We start from the raw sequence: 18,705 nt of genomic DNA, 5'->3' as shown, positions 1-18,705 counted from the left end.
GCGGCTACACTTAGTAAGTATGGGAATGTTAGGACACGACGATCTTAGACATTATTGTAATCTTAGCTTTTACAGAGTTTGAAATCAAACAATTGGACTCCGATTTTTGCAGCACTTTTTCCGCCTTTTCACGATCCGCTTCCTGACTAATTGTTACAATGGGTTCCAAAATGACCTCCGTCATTAGGTATCGGCCTTCAACCTGCTCCAGCTTCCCCTTGGACTGACATTCGAAACTTTCAAATTCCAGTTTCGAATTTTCTGCAATCGCTAAAAAGGTTGTCATCAAACAACTACTGACAGCCGCAGTAAACAAATGCTCCGGAGACCAAATGCCTTCTATCCCTTTGGGAAATGGCGGAGGTGTTGCAACTTCTATGCTTTGTGAAAGCTCTGGGGAAAACATCTCGCCCAAACGGGTATTTTTCCAAGAAATATGGACGTTATAATAATGCGCTTCCATCAGGTTACAGTTTATTGTTTAGACTTATCCATCCTCCACCATTGTGTACATTTTTGTAGCCGTTGTTCTGCAAAATACTTTTCGCCGATGCACTTCTCATCCCCGACGCACAACAAGTAATAATGGGTTGATCTTTGTTTTTTAATTTTGAAAGGTTATTCTGAAGTTCATTGACGGGGATATTAATGGCATTTTTGATATGCCCACTAGTATATTCGCTTTTACTTCTAACATCCAGAATGACAGCTCCTTGTTTTACGAGCGCTGCGTAATCGGTTTTATCCATCCCAAAAAGACCTTTTATTGCATCAAACATTGTCTTGCTTTTTTCTGATTTATGATACAAAGTTACGCCCCACAGATAAGCCCATCAGTGATGTAAGTTACAATAGGGTGATTTTGTTTCGGGAAAGTCTTATTTTGCCATCAGTTTCTATCTGTTTCAGCACGCGGCTTACCGCTTCTCTGGTGATTCCAAGCTCGTCTGCAAGTTGCTGATGGGTAACGGAAAGCTCTTTAGATTTATATAATTTTGATTTTTGATCCAAAAGATATAAAATTCTTGCATCTGCCTTTTGAAAAGCAATAGAATTAACCATATTGACCAAATCTTCAAACCTTTTTTGATACAATTCAAAAACAAATGCCGACCATTCCGGATATTTTGTAAGCCATTCTTTGGCTTTAGGGAGGGACAGCATCAGAATTTCGGCATCTTCCTCTACTACCGCTTTCACTTTGGAAGTACCCTGAGTAAGCCCCGAAAGTATAGAGGAAATACAACTTTCCCCCGGCGTGAGATAATACAAAAGAATCTCTCTGCCATCTTCTTCGGTCCGTACAACCTTTACACTGCCCGACATCACCAGAGGAATGTAATTAACATACGAGTTAATCTCCAAAATAACCGCGCCTGCCGGGAAGCGTTTTAGATCACGGCTGTCGGCTATCTCTTTTTTAAGTTCCGGATTTAATATTTCATAAATATTCATACTCAAATATACATATAATAATAAAAAGAATGACGCTTAATATAAACATGCAAATTAACATTCCTATTCTCCCGATCAAACTTTTTCCTTGCCTTCATCAAGCTTCGTAATCTATTGTTTTAGCAAAATTCGGCCTTCGCAAGAGCCGATTTTTCTAAATCTACAATAAGCACAACATTATTTCAAATTCGTAAATTTGCATTGTGAAAATCCATCAGACCGATCTCAACGAACTTGAATTCCCCGAACTGCTTTCGGAGATTGCCCCTTTCGCATTCTCGCCAAAAACGGCGGACAAAATCATGAACCTTCGGCCAATGCCAATAGACGAAGCCGAAATTGCTTTAAAAAAAACCTCAGAATTCCTCTCCAGTTTTGAAAGTGCCACCGCAATCCCATTCGACGAGTACGAGGATATCGAAGAAGAATTGAAACTGATGATGATCGAGAATTTTCGGCTGGACAACAAATCTTTTGTCAAAATCAAAAACATGACCGAGCAGGTCGGGAAATTGCAACGGTTTTTTCCGCAGTTTTCGGAGCTCTTCCCAACGCTATTGGAAGAAATAAAACACCTGGAATACCGCAAAGAAATCGTGGAAAAGATCGATAAAGTATTCAACCGTTTTGGAGAAGTGAAATCCGAAGCCTCGCCCATCTTGAAGGCGCTGCGCGCAGAAATCCAACAAGCCAGAAAGACAATTGACGAGAATTTTAACCGCGCTTTGTTCAATTGCGGCCAGAGCGATTTCTTGGATGATATTAAAGAAAGTATCATTGAGGATCAACGTGTTTTGGCCGTGAAATCGGGATTTAAAAAGAGAGTGCCGGGTCGGGTTTTGGGCATTTCCAAAACGGGATCCATCACTTTTGTACAGCCCGAAAGCGTCGTCAAACATTACTTCAAACTCAAAGAAAATCAGGAAGAAGAGAAAAAAGAAATCGATAAAATCCTGAGAAAACTCACTTCCGAAATCGCCGAATTCCAGCCGCAATTGGCAGATTATCAGAATTATATTTTTGATTTGGATTTAATTCGGGCGAAAGCAAAATTTGCAGAATTAGTCAATGGAATTTTACCAAAAATCAATCGTCATCAGACTTTGAGATTAAGAGAAGCCTTTCATCCCTTGCTCTGGCTGCGCAACAAAGCGGAGAACAAAGCCATCTTTTCGCAAACGATTTCTTTGACAGAGCACAACCGCATCGTCTGCATCTCAGGACCAAACGCCGGTGGAAAATCTATCACACTGAAAACCGTCGGATTATTACAATTGATGATTCAAAGCGGCATCTTGGTGCCTTGTCATCCCAAATCCGAAATGTTCTTTTTCGAGAAAATAATGACGGACATTGGCGATAATCAATCGATAGAAAATCACCTTTCCACTTACTCTTCCCGGTTGAAAAAAATGGCCGGGATGATCAAAGAAGCTGATGGAAAATCGCTGTTATTGATTGACGAATTTGGAACCGGATCCGATCCCGAATTGGGCGGCGCCTTGGCCGAAAGTTTTCTGGAATTTTTCTACGAAAAAAAGAGTTTCGCTATCATTACCACGCATTATACCAACATCAAACTAATTGTGGAAAGTCTTCCTGCGGCCACAAATGCGGCAATGCTCTTTGACGAAAATTCTTTGGAACCGCTTTATAAATTAGAAGTGGGGCAGGCCGGGAGTTCTTTTACTTTTGAAGTGGCGGAGAAAAATAGAATTCCAAGATTCATCATCAACTCTGCCAAGAAAAAAGTGGAGCACGATCTCGTAAATCTCGATAAAACGATTGTAAAACTTCAACAGGAAAAATTCGAGGTTGAAAAAATAAAATCCGACCTTTCTGAAAAACGAGATTCTGTAGAAGACAAAAGGGACAATCTCCAAAAACTGAACGAGCAGCTTCAACAAAAACTTCATAATTTCCAGAAATTATATGAAGACGAGCACCGCAAACTGCAGTTTGGCAATAAAATAGAAAGTTTCATCGATAGTTATGTGAAAGGGAAATCCCGAAAAGAGGTTGTAAAAGATTTTGTTAAAATCTTAGAACAGGAGAAATATCGAAAATTGGGTGCTGACAAAGACGAAAGCAAACGTCTGCAAGTGATCAAACGAAAAATAACGCAGCAGCTGAAAAAAGAAGATGTTCAGGAAAAAATAGCAGAAACCAACGAAAAACTGGAAGAAAAACGCGCTGCAGAACGAGCGGTTTGGATGAAAATCGGTCAGCGCGTCCGCATCAAAGGGAGCACGAGCGTTGGTACGATTGACGAAATCAAGAAAAATAAAGTGACCGTGAACTACGGAACTTTCAAAACTACAATAGACTCCGGGGAATTGGAGCGGATTTAAAACGACAAAAAAAGCGACCAAAATGATCGCTCTTTTTTATGATTGAAAGTGGGATTTCACTTCTTCCAGAACTTGCTCTTCGCTCATTTGCTGAGCCGTGCCAAGTTTGATATTCAGATTTTTGTATTGTGGCGTTTCCAGCAGATGATTTTTCAGTTCTTCCTGCGACGTTCCGGGACCGGTGATGTAGAGCTCCGTACTGTTGGTGATCAGTTTTTCGATCTCTTTGTAGAATTTCAGCTTGTTGGATTGCTCCGCATTGTTTGCTGCATTTTCACTTGAATTGCCGTGCTGAATTTCTGCTTTTACTGTATCAACCACTGCAAATTCTGTCACATCTTGAGAATCGTGATTGGTCACCACAATTGCTTTTGTACCGTCTATCCAAAGCCCGGCTACTTTTTTATCTGTCATATTTTTTTGATTTGAACAATAAGTTTCAAGCATCGTGCTAAGACGCTGTTAAAGGAAGTTAAAGTTCAATATTTATCGGCCGATCAAAAAAACAGCCGGAATCTTGTGCAATTCGGGTTTGCTTTTTTTCCATTCGGCGATGGTTTTCGTCTGAATCATTTCACTTTCCGGATCGTTGATATTGGCTGCGATGCACAGTTTTGTATTGGGATGGAGAAACTTGGTCAGATCGTCGAAAAGTGGATTGTTGCGGTAAGGCGTCTCCATAAAAATCTGCGTAAATCCCGTTTTCTCGACAATATTTTCCAGATTTTGAATTTCCTTCTTCTTTTTGTCTTTTTCAATGGGCAAATAGCCGTTGAACGTGAATTGCTGACCATTGAAACCGCTGGCGATCAAAGCCAGAACGAAGGAACTTGGTCCATTTACCGGAACGACTTTCACATTATTTTGGTGAGACCACGCGACGATAATATTTCCAGGATCGCCGATGCAAGGCAAGCCCGCTTCGGACAACAAGCCGAAATCTACGCTCGATTTCATCAATTTCTTTGCTTCTTTTAAATCGGCAGTTTGGGAATATTTATCAAGAAGAAATAATTTTAAATCCGGTTGTTTCTTTTCAGGAGCAAAAAACTTGATGACTTTTCTCGCGGTCTTTTCATTTTCCACAAAATAATGATCGACATTCATAATGATGTCTTTGATCATTGGGGCAAAATAATCTATTGGAGAATTCTCGGAAAGGTAAGCGGGCAAGAGGTAAAGCATTTGTTTTTTTGTAAAAAGTATAATGTCCAATGTATAAAGTATTTGAATCAAATCCAATTATTTAATTCAAAACTTCTTTCAGCCTCTCCTTATCCAAGCGATTTTCCCAATTGGAAACCACCACGGTAGCCACGGCATTTCCGATGACGTTGGTCAACGCGCGGCATTCCGACATAAATTTGTCGATCCCGAGAATCAAAGTCATCCCGGCAATCGGAACTTCGGGAACGACCGCCAAAGTCGCTGCCAGCGTGATAAACCCTGCTCCAGCAACGCCTGCTGCACCTTTGGAACTCAACATCGCGACCAAAAGCAATCCAAGCTGGTGCTCCAAAGTGAGATCGATATTGCAGGCCTGAGCGATGAAAAGTGCCGCCAAAGTCATATAAATATTGGTACCATCGAGGTTGAAGGAATAACCGGTGGGAACTACCAAACCGACCACACTCTTTTCGCAACCGGCATTTTCGAGTTTTTTCATCAGTCCCGGAAGCGCGGGTTCGGAAGAGCTGGTGCCTAAAACCAACAGGATTTCGTCTTTCAAATATCTCAGAAATTTGAAAATATTGAACCCGTTGTACCAAGCAACGCTTCCTAAAATCAAAATGACAAATAAGGCCGACGTGAGATAAAAAGTGCCAACAAGCAAGGCGAGATTCCTAAGCGACTCTACGCCGTACTTCCCAATCGTGAATGCCATCGCGCCGAAAGCGCCAATGGGCGCAAGTTTCATAAGAATTTCCACAATTTTGAAAACAGGAATGGTCAACGTGTGCAGGAAATCATAAACGGGAAAACTCTTCTCCGAAGTGATGGCCAAGGCAACGCCAAACAAAATGGCAACCAGCAAAACCTGCAAAATGTTGTCGCCCGTCAAAGGACTAAGAAGCGTATCGGGAATGATATTGAAGATAAAATTGACCAAAGAATTGTCGTGTGCTGCTTTGACATATTTGGCCACTTCGGCGCCATTCAGAGTATGCGGATCGATGTTGAGCCCTTTTCCCGGCTGGACGACGTGGCTGACAACCAAACCGATAATCAAAGCCAGCGTGGAAAATGTCAAGAAGTAAATAAACGCTTTTCCGGCAACTCTTCCGACTTTTTTGAGATCGCTCATTCCGGCAATTCCTGTAGAAACGGTGAGGAAAATCACGGGCGCGATAATCATCTTCACCAATTTTATAAATCCATCGCCCAAAGGTTTCATTTTCTCCCCAAGATCGGGATAAAAATAGCCTAAAGATACGCCCAAGATGATCGCAAACAAGACTTGGATGTAGAGATGTTGATAATATTTTTTGGGCTTGACGGGTTTTTGTTCAATATCAAAATTCATTAAAATGACTTATCTTACAAATTTAGAATTGTTTGCGAATTATATTGTATGGTTCTGAATTTTTTTAGCAATTAATTCGCAACATTCGTTAGAAACTTAAAATTTCTCATCTCTCACCAAAACAAAAAATATTGCCATTTCCAAATATTGCTTTTACCGATTTGGCTTCTTGCCAATTTTAAAGAAGCAGCTTCAATTCTTCTGATCCATTAAGCGTTTTGGATGTTAAAAATAAATTGTAAAAATATTTTTAGTCTCAGATTATTATCGTAATATTGCAATATTAAATTAAAATAATGGGAGCAACTAAAACAGAACATTTCACAGACCGTCAAAATCAGATTGCCACCATCGCCAAAGCGCTGGGACATCCTGCCCGAATTGCGATAATAGAATATTTGATGCAAGTGAATGCGTGCATCTGTGGCGATATCGTGAACGAACTTCCATTGGCACAGCCCACTGTTTCTCAGCATCTCAAAGAGCTGAAAAATGCAGGTCTCATCAAAGGAAATATCGAAGGCAATGCCATCTGCTACTGCATCGACGAACATACTTTTGATATTCTGACCAATTATTTTTCAAATGTTATTTCCGTAACTAAAGGAAAATGCTGCTGACATTATTAGCTTAAATTAAACAAATTAAAAAATTAAATATGAAACTTTCAGAAGTCAAAAAAATCTTACCAACATTAGACAATGTTGAATTCCAGTTGGAAAACGGAACTTTCGTGCCGGAACATTTTCACGTGACAGAAGTGGGACAGGTTATTAAACATTTCATCGACTGCGGCGGCGTCATTCGCCACGAAAAAGCGGTCAACTTCCAGCTTTGGAACGCAGATGATTTCGAACACCGCTTGAAACCCGGCAAACTGCTGAGCATCATCCAGCTTTCCGAAGAAAGATTGGGCATCGAAGATGCCGAAATAGAGGTCGAATATCAAAGTGATACCATCGGGAAATATGATTTGGAATTCAACGGAAAAACCTTTGTTTTGAAAAGCAAAACGACGGCTTGCCTTGCGCAGGACGCCTGCGGAATCCCCTCAGAAAAACAAAAACTAAAGCTCTCAGAATTATCGACTAACGCCGGCAACTCCTGTGCTCCGGGAAGCGGATGTTGCTAAAGATCACCGATCGATGGAAGAATTCAACCGAAAAAATCACTGGGAAAATATTTATCAAACCAAATCGGAAAAAGAAATGAGTTGGTACCAAGCCAAACCCGAAATTTCTTTAGATTTTGTCGGTAAATTTAATCTTCCTAAAACGGCTCAAATCATAGACATCGGCGGGGGCGACAGCCTTTTTGTAGACCATTTGCTGGATCTTGGTTTCCATCACATTACAGTTTTGGACATTTCAAAAACCGCCATCAACAGAGCAAAAGAACGTCTGGGGCACAAAGCAAAGTTAATCAACTGGATTATTCAAGACATTACTGAGTTTCAGCCGACTGACCAATATGATTTTTGGCACGACAGAGCCACTTTTCATTTTTTAACGGCGGCAAAAGATATTGAAACTTATGTTCGATTGGTCTCAAACCATTTAAAAAAAGACGGAAAATTGGTGTTGGGGACTTTCTCAGAAATCGGTCCGAAGAAGTGCAGTGGCATAGAGATTAAGCAATATTCAGAAGATCATTTAAAAAAGCTTTTCACGCCATATTTCGAAAAAATACAATGTCTAAATATCAACCACAAGACACCATTCGATACCACACAAAATTTCGTGTTTTGCAGTTTCACCAAAAAATAAAAATGCAAATATGTTTTCAACCATAAAAAACCGATGCGAAATTCTTAGCAAAAATTTCAAAGAAATTGGCGCTGAAAGAAAAGCTTTATTAGAAAAATTGGCTTCTTATATTCAGGAAAAAATCGATCAAAACCAAGCCGTCCAGCTGGTTTACGTCTGCACGCACAACTCCCGCAGAAGTCATCTGGGGCAGGTTTGGGCCAAAGTGGCTGCTGATTTTTACGGGTTTGATGTTCAAACTTTTTCGGCCGGGACAGAAGCTACGGCTTTCAATCAAAACGCCATCAATGCCTTGACAAATGCCGGTTTCGAAGTAAAAAAATTGGACGAAACTGCCAATCCAAAATACGAAGTGCGCTTCGGCGAAGAAAAAGCGAATCTCTGTTTTTCCAAAACAATTGATGACGACAGTTTGCCCAAAGAGAACTTTGCCGCCGTGATGACTTGCGGCGATGCCGACGAAAACTGCCCCTTCATCCCCGGCTGCGACTTGCGGATCGGCACCACGTATTTTGACCCGAAAGCCTACGACAATTCTCCGCTTCAGGACGAAAAGTATTCTGAAAGAAGCAATCAAATTGCGATGGAATGTCTGTATGTTTTTTCATTAATCAAAAAATAATCGAATGCAAGCAAAACTTAAGTTTCTAGATCGCTATTTGACGCTTTGGATTTTCCTTGCGATGGCTGTTGGCGTTGGTTTGGGTTATTTGTTTCCCAATATTTCCATCATTACCAACTCATTTTCTATCGGAAACACCAATATTCTGTTGGCAATTGGTCTCATACTGATGATGTTTCCGCCGCTTGCCCGCGTGGATTATTCGCTGTTGCCGAAGGCATTTCAGGACAAGAAAATCTTGTCGATTTCTTTGCTGCTCAACTGGGTTGTGGGTCCCACTTTAATGTTTACTTTGGCCGTTATTTTCCTCCGAGATGAGCCCGATTATATGGTTGGATTGATCCTGATTGGGTTGGCACGGTGCATTGCGATGGTCATCGTCTGGAACGATTTGGCAAAGGGAAACCGCGAGTATGCGGCACTTTTGGTGGCTTTGAACAGTATTTTTCAGATCTTTTTCTACAGTTTTTTTGTTTGGCTTTTCATCAATGTTTTGCCTCAAAAATTAGGCTTAGGTCATTTCAGCGTTTCCGTACCGATGCGCGATGTGACAGAAAGTGTTTTGATTTACCTCGGGATTCCGTTCTTAGCCGGATTTTTGTGCAGATATTTTTTGGTGAAAGCAAAAGGAATCGAGTGGTACAACCGGAAATTTATACCGAAAATTTCGCCCATCACTTTGTATGCATTACTTTTTACCATTGTATTGATGTTCAGTTTGAAAGGCGACAAGATAGTGGAACTCCCGATGGACGTTGTCAAAGTAGCGGTTCCTCTGATCATTTATTTTGTGCTTATGTTTTTTATGAGTTTTTTCATCAACAAATCGCTGAAAGTTCCGTACGACAAGAATGCGGCGATTGCTTTTACTGCGACAGGGAATAATTTCGAGCTGGCCATTGCGGTTGCCATTTCGGTTTTTGGCATTCATTCTGCGCAGGCTTTCGTGGGGGTTATCGGGCCTTTGGTGGAAGTTCCGGTATTGATTCTGCTCGTGAAAGCGAGTCTGTGGCTCAAGAAAAAATATGATGTTAAACTTAATTAAAACCTGAAAATTAGCAAACGAAATTGCTGCCAATTCTAAAAAAAATGTCCGAATTGCGATTCAGACATTTTTGTGTTTTATTGACCGATCTTTTCTTTAAGATCCTTGATATATTTCTTCAGTTCCTTATCGATTTTCGAAACATCGCGGATCGTGTCGCAGGCGTACATCACCGTTGAGTGGTCTTTGCCGCCCATTTCTTCCCCGATTTTTGTGAAAGTCGCATTGGTATATTCTTTTGCAAAATACATTGCCAACTGTCTGGGCAATGCGATTTCTCTCTTTCTGGTTTTAGAAAGCAATTGTTCTCTTTGAATGCCAAAATAATCGCAAACAATCTCCTGAATATAAGGAATATTGATGGTTTTCTTCTGGGTAGTCGCCAGTTTGCTGATGGTTTCCCTCAAGAGATCAAGGCTAAAATCCGATTTGTAAACGGTAGAATAGGCAATGACTGCGTTTACAACGCCAATGAGTTCTCTCACGCCGTTGGTTTTGACTTCCGAGGCCAGATAATCCAGCATATCGTCGGTCAATTCTATGCCGTCACGGCTCAGTTTGTCAACGATGATTTTTCTTCTGGTTTCAAAATTGGGCGATTTGATTTCCGCCGAAAGTCCCCATTTGAATCGGGAAATGATGCGTTCCTGAGTGTCCAGAATGTCTGCCGGCGCTTTGTCTGAAGTCAAAATGATTTGTTTCCCGTTTTGATGCAGAAAATCAAAAATATGGAAGAAACTGTCTTGCGTCGCTGCTTTGCCGGACAGGAATTGGATATCGTCGATAATCAAAACGTCGATCATCTGATAATAATGCTGAAAATCGGTCTTGTTCTGCGACTTGGCCGCCTTCACAAAGTCCTGAATAAACTTCTCCGAAGACTGGTACAAAACCACTTTCTCCGGAAACGAAGACTTCACTTCCAAACCGATAGCTTGTGCCAAATGCGTTTTCCCGACGCCATAACCTCCGTAAATAAATAAGGGGTTGAAAGCGGTAGAGCCCGGCCTTTTGGCGATGGATTTGGCAACGGTTGCAGCGAATTTGTTGCTTTCTCCCTCGATGAAGTTGTCAAAAGACTGATCGGCTTTGAGGTTTGAATCTATATTTACTTTTTTGATGCCCGGAACCACAAACGGATTGACGTTATTATCTTTCAAAATCGGTCTTGCTTCCTGTATTTTCGGCTGCTGTGTAGAGGTTCCTTTGACATTCATCGTAATGGCCTTCTCCTTGCCGGATGGTTTATTTTCCATCACCGAATACCACAACTTCACCCCTTTACCAATATTTTTCTTAAGCGCAGCAGACAGCAAAGACAGGTAATTGTCCTCGATATATTCTTTGTAAAAATCACTTGGGACGAGCAGTGTCAGATTGTTGTTGACCAAAGAAATCGGCCGGACTTTGTCGAATAACAAGTCGAAAGAGTTCTCGAGTTTTTTGAGATCTGTATTGTCTTCTGCTGCGTTTAGATTGTCTCTCATAAATTGGAGACATCTATCCCAGATTAATACTAAATTTTCATTCATGTTCTGCTGCGGTTACCGTTTAGATTTTTAGTTTTTTAAGAAGACAACAAATATCTAATTATTAATTTTCATAAAAAAATTTTTTCGCTATTGATTATTAAAAAATATATTTGTATGAATTTTTAAAGACTTCTAATGATACTTGCAAAAACCTCGATACGAGTGCGTTACGGCGAAACAGACCCGATGAAATATGTCTATTATGGCAATTATGCAGAGTACTTGGAGGTGGCAAGAGTCGAGCTATTCCGAAGTCTTGGCTTGTCCTACGATGCCATAGAACGAAGAGGCATTTTCCTTCCCGTTTCGGAGTATAAAATCAAGTATTTGAAGCCGGCACTTTATGATCAAATATTGGAAATCCGGACTTACATCAGACAAATCCCCGGCGTGAGAATCGTCTTCGATTATGAAATTTATAATGAAGAAAATGTCAAGATTACAGAAGCCTCCACAACGCTCTTCTTCCTAGATTCTCAAACCAATAAAATCGTAAAATGTCCGGATTATCTGCTCGATTTGATAAATAAAAAGTGGAATACCACAATTTAATTTCCCAAGCGTAACCTTATTTTCATCTTTTTTTATCAAATTTGGAAATAATTCTTTTCTTATGAAAGTCTATCCTTATTTTTTGGTGACACTTGGTCTGGTCTCCTGCATCCGAAGTGATATGGACGTCAAAACGTTGCAAAGCATCATCGTAAAAAACAGCTTTACCAATAAGTTGAATATCAATAACGACATGAAATATTACCGGCCAGACGGCGTAGAAGACACGGAATTTGAGGATTTTCTCGATAAAAACAATGTGACAACCATAGATCAGGGTGATTTCAACCAAGATGGTGAAGAAGATTACATCGCCAATGTCGTCAATAATTTTAACCGGAGCACGGTGGCGCCGTCCGAATTCTTCCCCATCGTCATTACTTTGAAAAGCGGAAAATATTTCATCTATAAACTAGACAAATTTTATAATGCCAAATCCGCCGGAAAAAAACTGACGATAGACGGTAAAGATTACATCCTGTTCTTTCATCGCGATCGGGCAGACGGAATGAAAATCAAGCAAGATACCTTCCGATTCGTTAATAATATCTTAGAACAATACAGCAAAATCCCGGAATAAAAATCTAAAAATGAAATCAAGAAAAATCTTAGTCGCGGTCTTTACACTTTTTTTAGCTTGGATCTCTGCGCAACAAAAAACCTATTGCAATCCCATCAATATCGACTATGGCTACACCCCTTTCGAAGTATTTGCCAAACAAGGTAAGCACCGCGCCACTGCCGATCCCGTGATTGTGAATTTTCAGAAAAAACTGTTTCTCTTTTCTACCAATCAAGAAGGTTATTGGTATTCCGATGACATGCTGAAGTGGAATTTTGTCCATAGAAAATTTCTGCGAGACAACAAATATATCCACGATCTCAATGCGCCCGCCGTCTGGGCAATGAAGGACACCTTGTATGTTTTCGGATCCACTTGGGAGCAGGATTTCCCGATCTGGAAAAGTACAAATCCAATAAAAGACGAGTGGCAAATCGCCGTCGATACCCTGAAAGTCGGTGCTTGGGATCCGGCATTTCATTACGATGAGGACAAGAATAAACTCTACCTCTATTGGGGATCCAGCAATGAATGGCCACTTTTAGGAACCGAAGTGAAAGTGAAAACCTTGCAATCCGAAGGTTTTGTAAAACCGGTTTTGAAACTGAAACCGGAAGAGCACGGCTGGGAAAGATTCGGCGAGTACAACGACAATGTTTTCCTGCAACCCTTTGTAGAAGGAGCCTGGATGACGAAGCATAACAACAAATATTACTTGCAATATGGCGCGCCTGCAACCGAATTCAGTGGATATTCCGATGGCGTCTATGTTTCCAAAAATCCGTTGGAAGGCTTCGCCTATCAGCAGCACAACCCTTTTTCCTACAAACCGGGCGGTTTCGCAAGAGGCGCTGGTCACGGCGCGACTTTTCAGGACAATTTCGGCAACTGGTGGCACGTTTCCACGATTTTCATCTCCACAAAGAATAATTTTGAAAGACGCCTAGGAATTTGGCCTGCCGGATTTGACAAAGATGATGTGATGTACGCCAACACGGCATACGGCGACTATCCCACGCTGCTTCCGCAATATGCACAAGGAAAGGATTTTACCAAAGGTCTCTTTGCCAATTGGATGCTGCTCAATTACAACAAACCGGTTCAGGTTTCATCAACGTTGGGCGGTTATCAACCGAATTTCGCGGTGGATGAGGATATCAAAACTTATTGGAGTGCCAAAACCGGAAATTCCGGCGAATGGTTCCAAACCGATCTGGGTGAAGTTTCAACGATTAACGCTATTCAAATCAATTACGCAGACCAAGATGCGGAATTTATGGGAAAAACGCTGGGCAAAATGCATCAGTATAAAATTTATGGTTCTGATGACGGCAAAAAATGGCGCATCATCGTTGATAAATCCAAAAACCAAACCGACGTTCCTCACGATTATGTAGAACTGGAAACGCCTGCCAAAGCACGCTTCTTGAAAATGGAAAACCTGAAAATGCCAACAGGGAAATTTGCACTCAGCGGCTTCCGGGTATTTGGAAAAGGTGCCGGCAAGAAACCTGCGAAAGTCGAAAACTTCGTTCCATTGCGGTCAGATCCCAAAAAATATGGCGAAAGAAGAAGCATCTGGTTCAAATGGCAACAGAATCCCGATGCCGATGGCTATGTGATTTATTGGGGCAAATCACCCGACAAATTGTATGGCAGCATCATGGTCTATGGCAAAAACGAATATTTTTTCACAGGCGCCGATCGCACGGACGCCTACTATTTTCAGATCGAAGCATTCAATGCCAACGGAATTTCGGAAAAAACCGAAGTTGTAAAATCTGAATAATTTCTTAATTTTTTTAAATAAAACTGCAAGCTTTTGAAGATTTATTCAAAGGCTTTTTTGTTTTTCCTTCATATTTTTTTGAATAAGCAAATTTTTGTTAATTCAAACAATCTTAATTTTAAGTTAATATTCATTAACAAAGTTCTTTTTTTGAAGAAAACTATTCAAGCCTACTGTAATAATTGAAATAATTTTATAAATTTATAATTCAATAGACAATCTAAAAAAGAATGGAGTTTTTTCTGAAGTCAGAAGACAATGATGACCGACCGATTTTCATCACGGGAAATTTCAATAAATGGAATCCCAAAGATCCAAAATTCGAACTGGAAAAGTTGGGCGAGGGCAATTATTATATCAATATTCCGGATGAATGGCTGAAGGACGAAATCGAATTCAAATTCACCAAAGGCGGTTGGGAAAACGTAGAAATCGACCGGCACGACAACATTACCCCGAACCGAAAGGTGAAAAAAGGGGCAAAAAAAGTTCAAGTAATTGTAGAAAAATGGCGTGTGAATTGGGGTCCTTTCAAAAAAGAATTTTTCCCCAAAGTAGAATTGATTGACGAGGCATTTTACATCCCTCAGCTCGACAAAACCAGGAAGGTGTGGGCACTATTGCCCTTCGATTATTATGATTCTGATCAGAGCTATCCGGTGCTTTACCTGCAGGATGCGCAAAATCTTTTCAATGAAGGCTCAGCCTATGGAAATTGGGAAATCGATAAAAAACTGGCACTTCTAGCAGAATACGGACGAGGCGAATTGATTGTTATTGCCATCGAACATGGCGACGACGACAGAATAAAAGAATATATTTTTGACCACAATGCACTGGCAGAAGAGGCGGAAGGCAAAAAATATCTGCGATTCGTTACAGATACCTTGAAGCCCTTGGTCGATCAGAAATACCGAACGAAAAAGGATCGTGAAAACACAGGCATAGGCGGGAGTTCTCTGGGCGCATTAATCAGTATTTACGGCGGCTTTCTTTATCCCGAAGTCTACTCCAAACTGCTGATATTTTCACCATCACTTTGGGTAGAGCCTAATAATAACTTCCCGATGATGAGCTTCAGCAAACCGTTCAAAATCAAAGTTTATCTGTACGGCGGCAGAAAAGAGGGCTCCAAAATGGTGAGCAGAATCAAACTGTTTGAAAAAACTTTGAAAAAATTGAGCGCACAGAAATTGTATGATTTCGAAGTTAAAACGAGTATCAATGACCAAGGGACACATCAGGAATTTTTTTGGTCTCAAGAGTTCCCCAGAGCCGTAGAATGGCTTTACATCGATAGTCTGGAAAGTCCCGTAAAAGCCAAAAATGAATTGGAAAACGATATTAGAAATTAAAAACAAGTCCCATCGGGACGATTGATATACCAACATAGGAATTTATTCCTATGGAAAAAAGTAGCAAGTCCCATCGGGACGATTGATATGGAAAAAAAGAAGGAAGTCCCATCGGGACGATTGATACCCAGCATAGGAATTTATTCCTATGGAAAAAAAGAAGGAAGTCCCGTCGGGACGATTGATATGGAAAAAAAGAAGGAAGTCCCATCGGGACGATTGATACCCAGCATAGGAATTTATTTTATTCCTATGGAAAAAAAGTAGCAAGTCCCATCGGGACGAATAATATACCCACATAGGAATTTATTCCTATCAAAGTAGCAAGTCCCATCGGGACGATTGATATACCCAACATAGGAATATATTCCTATGGAAAAAATGAAATTATGATTAAAATCAGCAACAAAAAAGAATCCACGACGCAAAAAATATTTCTGTTCGCCGAAGACGATTGGCAGCAGGAAAAATCGGATTATCCCAATATGAACCATTTTTTTAATGGAAAAACAAACGAAGTATTCGTAAAAACAGATGCTTCCCAAATCCAATTTTTTCTCGGAATCGGCAAAGAGCCCAAGGGCTACGAAATCCAAGGTATCGCGAGCAAATTTTCTAATGATTATAAAAAAAACCTGCAAGCCTTGCCAACCTCTGTCCATTCTAAGTTAGGATTGGACGCAACGGAAGATTTTATTAAAGGCCTATTTTTGGGTACTTATTGCTACCCGTTTGAAAAATCGCATCCATTTTGGCAAGAGAATTTCGAACTCAATTTTGAAAACATCTCTGAAGAGGAAGCCCAAAATTTAGCATTGAAAACAGAAGCTCTTTGCAACGGTCAATTTGCCGGAATGGAATGGCTGAACAAGCCTGCGAACCACAAAAAAGTGGCTCAAATTTCAGAATTTCTGAAAACGACAGCGGAAAAATATGATTTAGATTACAAAGTTCTAAGCCGTGAAGAATCTGCGAAAGAAGGCTTGGGGGCGTTTGTGGCAGTCAATCAAGGAAGTTCTCAGGAAGCTGCATTCACGATTTTGCAATATAAATCTGGGAAGGAAAATGCGAAAACCATTGGTCTTGTTGGAAAATGCGTTTTGTTCGATACAGGCGGAATCTCCATCAAACCTGCTTCTAATCTGCATTATATGAAAAGCGATTTGGGCGGTGCCTGTGCAGTCATTGGCGCTTTGATAACAGCTTCAGAGCTTAAATTACCCGTAAATATCGTCGCAATCCTCCCGATTACCGATAATGCAGTTTCCGAAAAAGCCTATTTGCCGAGCGACGTGGTCACCGCCTACAACGGGAAAACTATAGAAGTTCTGAACACCGATGCAGAAGGCAGGATGACACTCGCAGACGGCCTTTCGTACCTGTCTAAGAATTATGAAACAGATGTTTTGATCGACTTGGCCACCTTGACGGGGAGCGCAGTGCGGATGTTCGGTTACACTTGTGGCGCTTATTTTTCCAACAACGAAAATTTAAAAGGGAAATTGGAAAAGTCGGCGGACAAAACCAATCAACGGCTTTGGAACTTGCCGCTTTGGGATGTTTGGAAAGACGATTTTGCATCGGACGTTGCAGATTTTAAAAACATTTCTATGAAGCCTTTTGGCGACTGCATCGTTGCGGCCAAATTTTTGGAGCAGTTTATAGAAGGACATCAAAACTGGGCACATTTGGATATCGCCGGCGTTGCTTTTGGAGATGTGGCCTATGCCAAAGATAAAGCAGCAACCGGCTATGGCGTGCAGCTGTTATTGGATTTTATGGAAAATTATCAGTAAGATTGGGATTGATTCTTTTTCGCAATAGCTTTAAAGAGAACTAATTCATAAATATAAATCTCAGAGTCGGTCAACCGTATCTGATTTAGCAACAAACAAAATGAATATGGAAAAAACAGTGGTCTGCATCTCTTGTTATTATAAAGGTTACGATTTTATGGATGAATGCAAAAAGCTTGGAAACAAGGTCATTCTCATTACTTCCGAAAATCTCAAGGATAAGTCGTGGCCGTGGCACGCCATCGACGAAATTTATTATATGCCGGAGTTAGCACCTTCCGTTTGGAATCTCGATCATCTCGTGCAAGGATTTGCTTATCTTATGAAAAACCATCAGATTGATGCAGTCATTGCTTTGGACGATTACGATGTGGAAAAAGCCGCAATGATCCGCGAAACTTACCGCATTCCCGGGATGGGACAAACCACGCAGCGCTATTTTCGGGACAAATTGGCGATGCGCCAGCAAGCGAAAGATTGCGGCATCTCGGTACCGGAGTTTTCGTCGATTTTCAATGATGCAAAGCTGCATCAGTTCACTCAAGACGTACCAGCACCTTGGGTTCTGAAACCACGTTCCGAAGCTTCGGCCACCGGAATCAAAAAAATAAACTCTGCCGACGAGCTTTGGACGGCTGTGGAACATCTGGGCAACGACCGGTATAAATATCTCTTAGAATCCTTCAAACCCGGCGATGTCTATCACGTAGATTGCTTGGTTTACAATAAGGAAATTGTGTTTTCCTGTTTCTCAAAATACCTTGCGCCGCCGATGAAAGTATCGCACGAAGGTGGTGTTTTCCGCACAAAGACTTTAGATAAAAAATCGGAGGAAGCAATGGGTTTGGAGAAAATTAACCGAGAAGTTTTGGCCAAATTTGGCATACGCAATGGCGCAACGCACAGCGAATATATCCGCGGAACCGACGGGCAATACTACTTTCTCGAAACCTCTTCCCGTGGTGGTGGCGCGCACATCCCCGATATGGTGGAAGCTGCGACCGGTGTCAACATCTGGAGAGAATGGGCGAAACTTGAAAATGCTTTGTTAGACGGGAAAAAATACACCGTTGAAGAATCTCGAAAACTCTTCGCAGGATTGATTGTAGCACTTGCCAAGGAAAAACATCCCGACACGTCCCAACTGAAGAACGAAGATGTGGAAAAGTTTCTATCCATCGACTATCACATCGGAATCGTTTATAAAGCTACCACATCGGAAAAAGTGCAACAAAGATTGGACGAAGCGGCCGCGATTATCATCGAGAAAATCTTAAACATTTTGCCACCGAAAGACAAACCAACAAGCTAATTATTAATATTAATGATAAATGATAACCTATCACTGAGAACCAT

The 18,705-nt window shown here is 41.0% G+C and carries 20 protein-coding genes; 13 read left to right on the top strand and 7 right to left on the bottom strand.

The window, feature by feature from the left end; translation table 11 throughout:
• Positions 1 to 28 precede the first annotated feature (28 nt).
• The 3 genes from DTW91_RS04040 to DTW91_RS04030 form a co-directional block, all read right to left on the bottom strand.
• Positions 29 to 463: an OsmC family protein gene (locus tag DTW91_RS04040; protein WP_125202133.1), complete on the bottom strand. Its 435-nt coding sequence runs from the start codon at positions 461 to 463 to the stop codon at positions 29 to 31.
• A gap of 4 nt (positions 464 to 467) precedes the next feature.
• Positions 468 to 779: a rhodanese-like domain-containing protein gene (locus tag DTW91_RS04035; RefSeq protein ID WP_125202132.1), complete on the bottom strand. Its 312-nt coding sequence runs from the start codon at positions 777 to 779 to the stop codon at positions 468 to 470.
• A gap of 67 nt (positions 780 to 846) precedes the next feature.
• Positions 847 to 1,455, bottom strand: a complete 609-nt coding sequence (locus DTW91_RS04030) for a Crp/Fnr family transcriptional regulator (RefSeq protein WP_125202131.1) — start codon at positions 1,453 to 1,455, stop codon at positions 847 to 849.
• A 203-nt stretch (positions 1,456 to 1,658) separates the two neighbouring features.
• Between DTW91_RS04030 and DTW91_RS04025 the strand changes: the two genes are divergently transcribed.
• Entirely contained in the window at positions 1,659 to 3,806 is a 2,148-nt protein-coding gene (locus DTW91_RS04025) for an endonuclease MutS2 (protein ID WP_125202130.1), read from the top strand.
• 36 nt (positions 3,807 to 3,842) lie between these two features.
• Here DTW91_RS04025 and DTW91_RS04020 read toward each other — a convergent pair whose 3' ends face one another.
• From DTW91_RS04020 to DTW91_RS04010, 3 genes are all read right to left on the bottom strand, one after another.
• On the bottom strand, positions 3,843 to 4,220 hold the full coding sequence (locus DTW91_RS04020) for a hypothetical protein (RefSeq protein WP_125202129.1): 378 nt from the start codon (positions 4,218 to 4,220) through the stop codon (positions 3,843 to 3,845).
• Positions 4,221 to 4,292: 72 nt separating this feature from the next.
• A complete protein-coding gene (locus DTW91_RS04015; RefSeq protein ID WP_125202128.1) occupies positions 4,293 to 4,991 on the bottom strand; it encodes an SAM-dependent methyltransferase in 699 nt (232 codons plus the stop codon).
• 61 nt (positions 4,992 to 5,052) lie between these two features.
• Positions 5,053 to 6,330 carry a dicarboxylate/amino acid:cation symporter gene (locus DTW91_RS04010; RefSeq protein WP_125202127.1) on the bottom strand — a complete coding sequence of 426 codons (1,278 nt, stop codon included), beginning with the start codon at positions 6,328 to 6,330 and terminating at the stop codon, positions 5,053 to 5,055.
• Between the two features lie 296 nt (positions 6,331 to 6,626).
• Here DTW91_RS04010 and DTW91_RS04005 point away from each other — a divergent pair, with 296 nt between their 5' ends.
• Genes DTW91_RS04005 through arsB form a run of 5 tightly spaced genes read left to right on the top strand, consistent with a single transcriptional unit; the run spans position 6,627 to position 9,763 of the window.
• Positions 6,627 to 6,950, top strand: coding sequence for an ArsR/SmtB family transcription factor (locus DTW91_RS04005; protein ID WP_125202126.1), 324 nt, complete (start codon positions 6,627 to 6,629; stop codon positions 6,948 to 6,950).
• A 38-nt stretch (positions 6,951 to 6,988) separates the two neighbouring features.
• On the top strand, positions 6,989 to 7,462 hold the full coding sequence (locus DTW91_RS04000; protein ID WP_125202125.1) for a DUF6428 family protein: 474 nt from the start codon (positions 6,989 to 6,991) through the stop codon (positions 7,460 to 7,462).
• A 13-nt stretch (positions 7,463 to 7,475) separates the two neighbouring features.
• Positions 7,476 to 8,096 carry a class I SAM-dependent methyltransferase gene (locus DTW91_RS03995; protein WP_125202124.1) on the top strand — a complete coding sequence of 207 codons (621 nt, stop codon included), beginning with the start codon at positions 7,476 to 7,478 and terminating at the stop codon, positions 8,094 to 8,096.
• 10 nt (positions 8,097 to 8,106) lie between these two features.
• The gene (locus DTW91_RS03990) at positions 8,107 to 8,718 is read left to right on the top strand and encodes a protein-tyrosine-phosphatase (protein WP_125202123.1); all 612 of its coding nucleotides are present in this window, start codon (positions 8,107 to 8,109) and stop codon (positions 8,716 to 8,718) included.
• A 4-nt stretch (positions 8,719 to 8,722) separates the two neighbouring features.
• Positions 8,723 to 9,763 (top strand): ACR3 family arsenite efflux transporter, encoded by a 1,041-nt coding sequence (gene arsB / locus DTW91_RS03985; protein WP_125202122.1) that lies wholly within the window; start codon positions 8,723 to 8,725, stop codon positions 9,761 to 9,763.
• Positions 9,764 to 9,840: 77 nt separating this feature from the next.
• Here the strand turns inward: arsB and dnaA are convergent, their stop codons facing one another.
• Positions 9,841 to 11,295 (bottom strand): chromosomal replication initiator protein DnaA, encoded by a 1,455-nt coding sequence (gene dnaA, locus DTW91_RS03980; RefSeq protein ID WP_125202121.1) that lies wholly within the window; start codon positions 11,293 to 11,295, stop codon positions 9,841 to 9,843.
• 135 nt (positions 11,296 to 11,430) lie between these two features.
• Here dnaA and DTW91_RS03975 point away from each other — a divergent pair, with 135 nt between their 5' ends.
• The 7 genes from DTW91_RS03975 to DTW91_RS03945 all read left to right on the top strand — a co-directional run bounded on the left by DTW91_RS03975 (position 11,431) and on the right by DTW91_RS03945 (position 18,661).
• A complete protein-coding gene (locus tag DTW91_RS03975; RefSeq protein ID WP_125202120.1) occupies positions 11,431 to 11,847 on the top strand; it encodes an acyl-CoA thioesterase in 417 nt (138 codons plus the stop codon).
• A 61-nt stretch (positions 11,848 to 11,908) separates the two neighbouring features.
• Positions 11,909 to 12,427 (top strand): hypothetical protein, encoded by a 519-nt coding sequence (locus tag DTW91_RS03970; RefSeq protein WP_125202119.1) that lies wholly within the window; start codon positions 11,909 to 11,911, stop codon positions 12,425 to 12,427.
• A 10-nt stretch (positions 12,428 to 12,437) separates the two neighbouring features.
• The gene (locus DTW91_RS03965; RefSeq protein ID WP_125202118.1) at positions 12,438 to 14,198 is read left to right on the top strand and encodes a discoidin domain-containing protein; all 1,761 of its coding nucleotides are present in this window, start codon (positions 12,438 to 12,440) and stop codon (positions 14,196 to 14,198) included.
• 230 nt (positions 14,199 to 14,428) lie between these two features.
• A complete protein-coding gene (locus DTW91_RS03960; protein WP_125202117.1) occupies positions 14,429 to 15,553 on the top strand; it encodes an alpha/beta hydrolase in 1,125 nt (374 codons plus the stop codon).
• Positions 15,554 to 15,640: 87 nt separating this feature from the next.
• Positions 15,641 to 15,820: a hypothetical protein gene (locus tag DTW91_RS03955; protein ID WP_125202116.1), complete on the top strand. Its 180-nt coding sequence runs from the start codon at positions 15,641 to 15,643 to the stop codon at positions 15,818 to 15,820.
• Between the two features lie 122 nt (positions 15,821 to 15,942).
• The gene (locus tag DTW91_RS03950; protein WP_125202115.1) at positions 15,943 to 17,349 is read left to right on the top strand and encodes a leucyl aminopeptidase family protein; all 1,407 of its coding nucleotides are present in this window, start codon (positions 15,943 to 15,945) and stop codon (positions 17,347 to 17,349) included.
• A gap of 106 nt (positions 17,350 to 17,455) precedes the next feature.
• Complete coding sequence (locus tag DTW91_RS03945; RefSeq protein WP_125202114.1) at positions 17,456 to 18,661, top strand: acetyl-CoA carboxylase biotin carboxylase subunit family protein; 1,206 nt, start codon at positions 17,456 to 17,458, stop codon at positions 18,659 to 18,661.
• The last annotated feature ends 44 nt before the right edge of the window (positions 18,662 to 18,705 follow it).

The sequence above is a fragment of the Chryseobacterium sp. SC28 genome (genome assembly GCF_003932955.1).
Taxonomy (GTDB): Bacteria; Bacteroidota; Bacteroidia; order Flavobacteriales; family Weeksellaceae; genus Epilithonimonas.
Note: the sequence above shows the minus strand (reverse complement) of the source record. Positions and strands in the feature narration are given on the sequence as shown.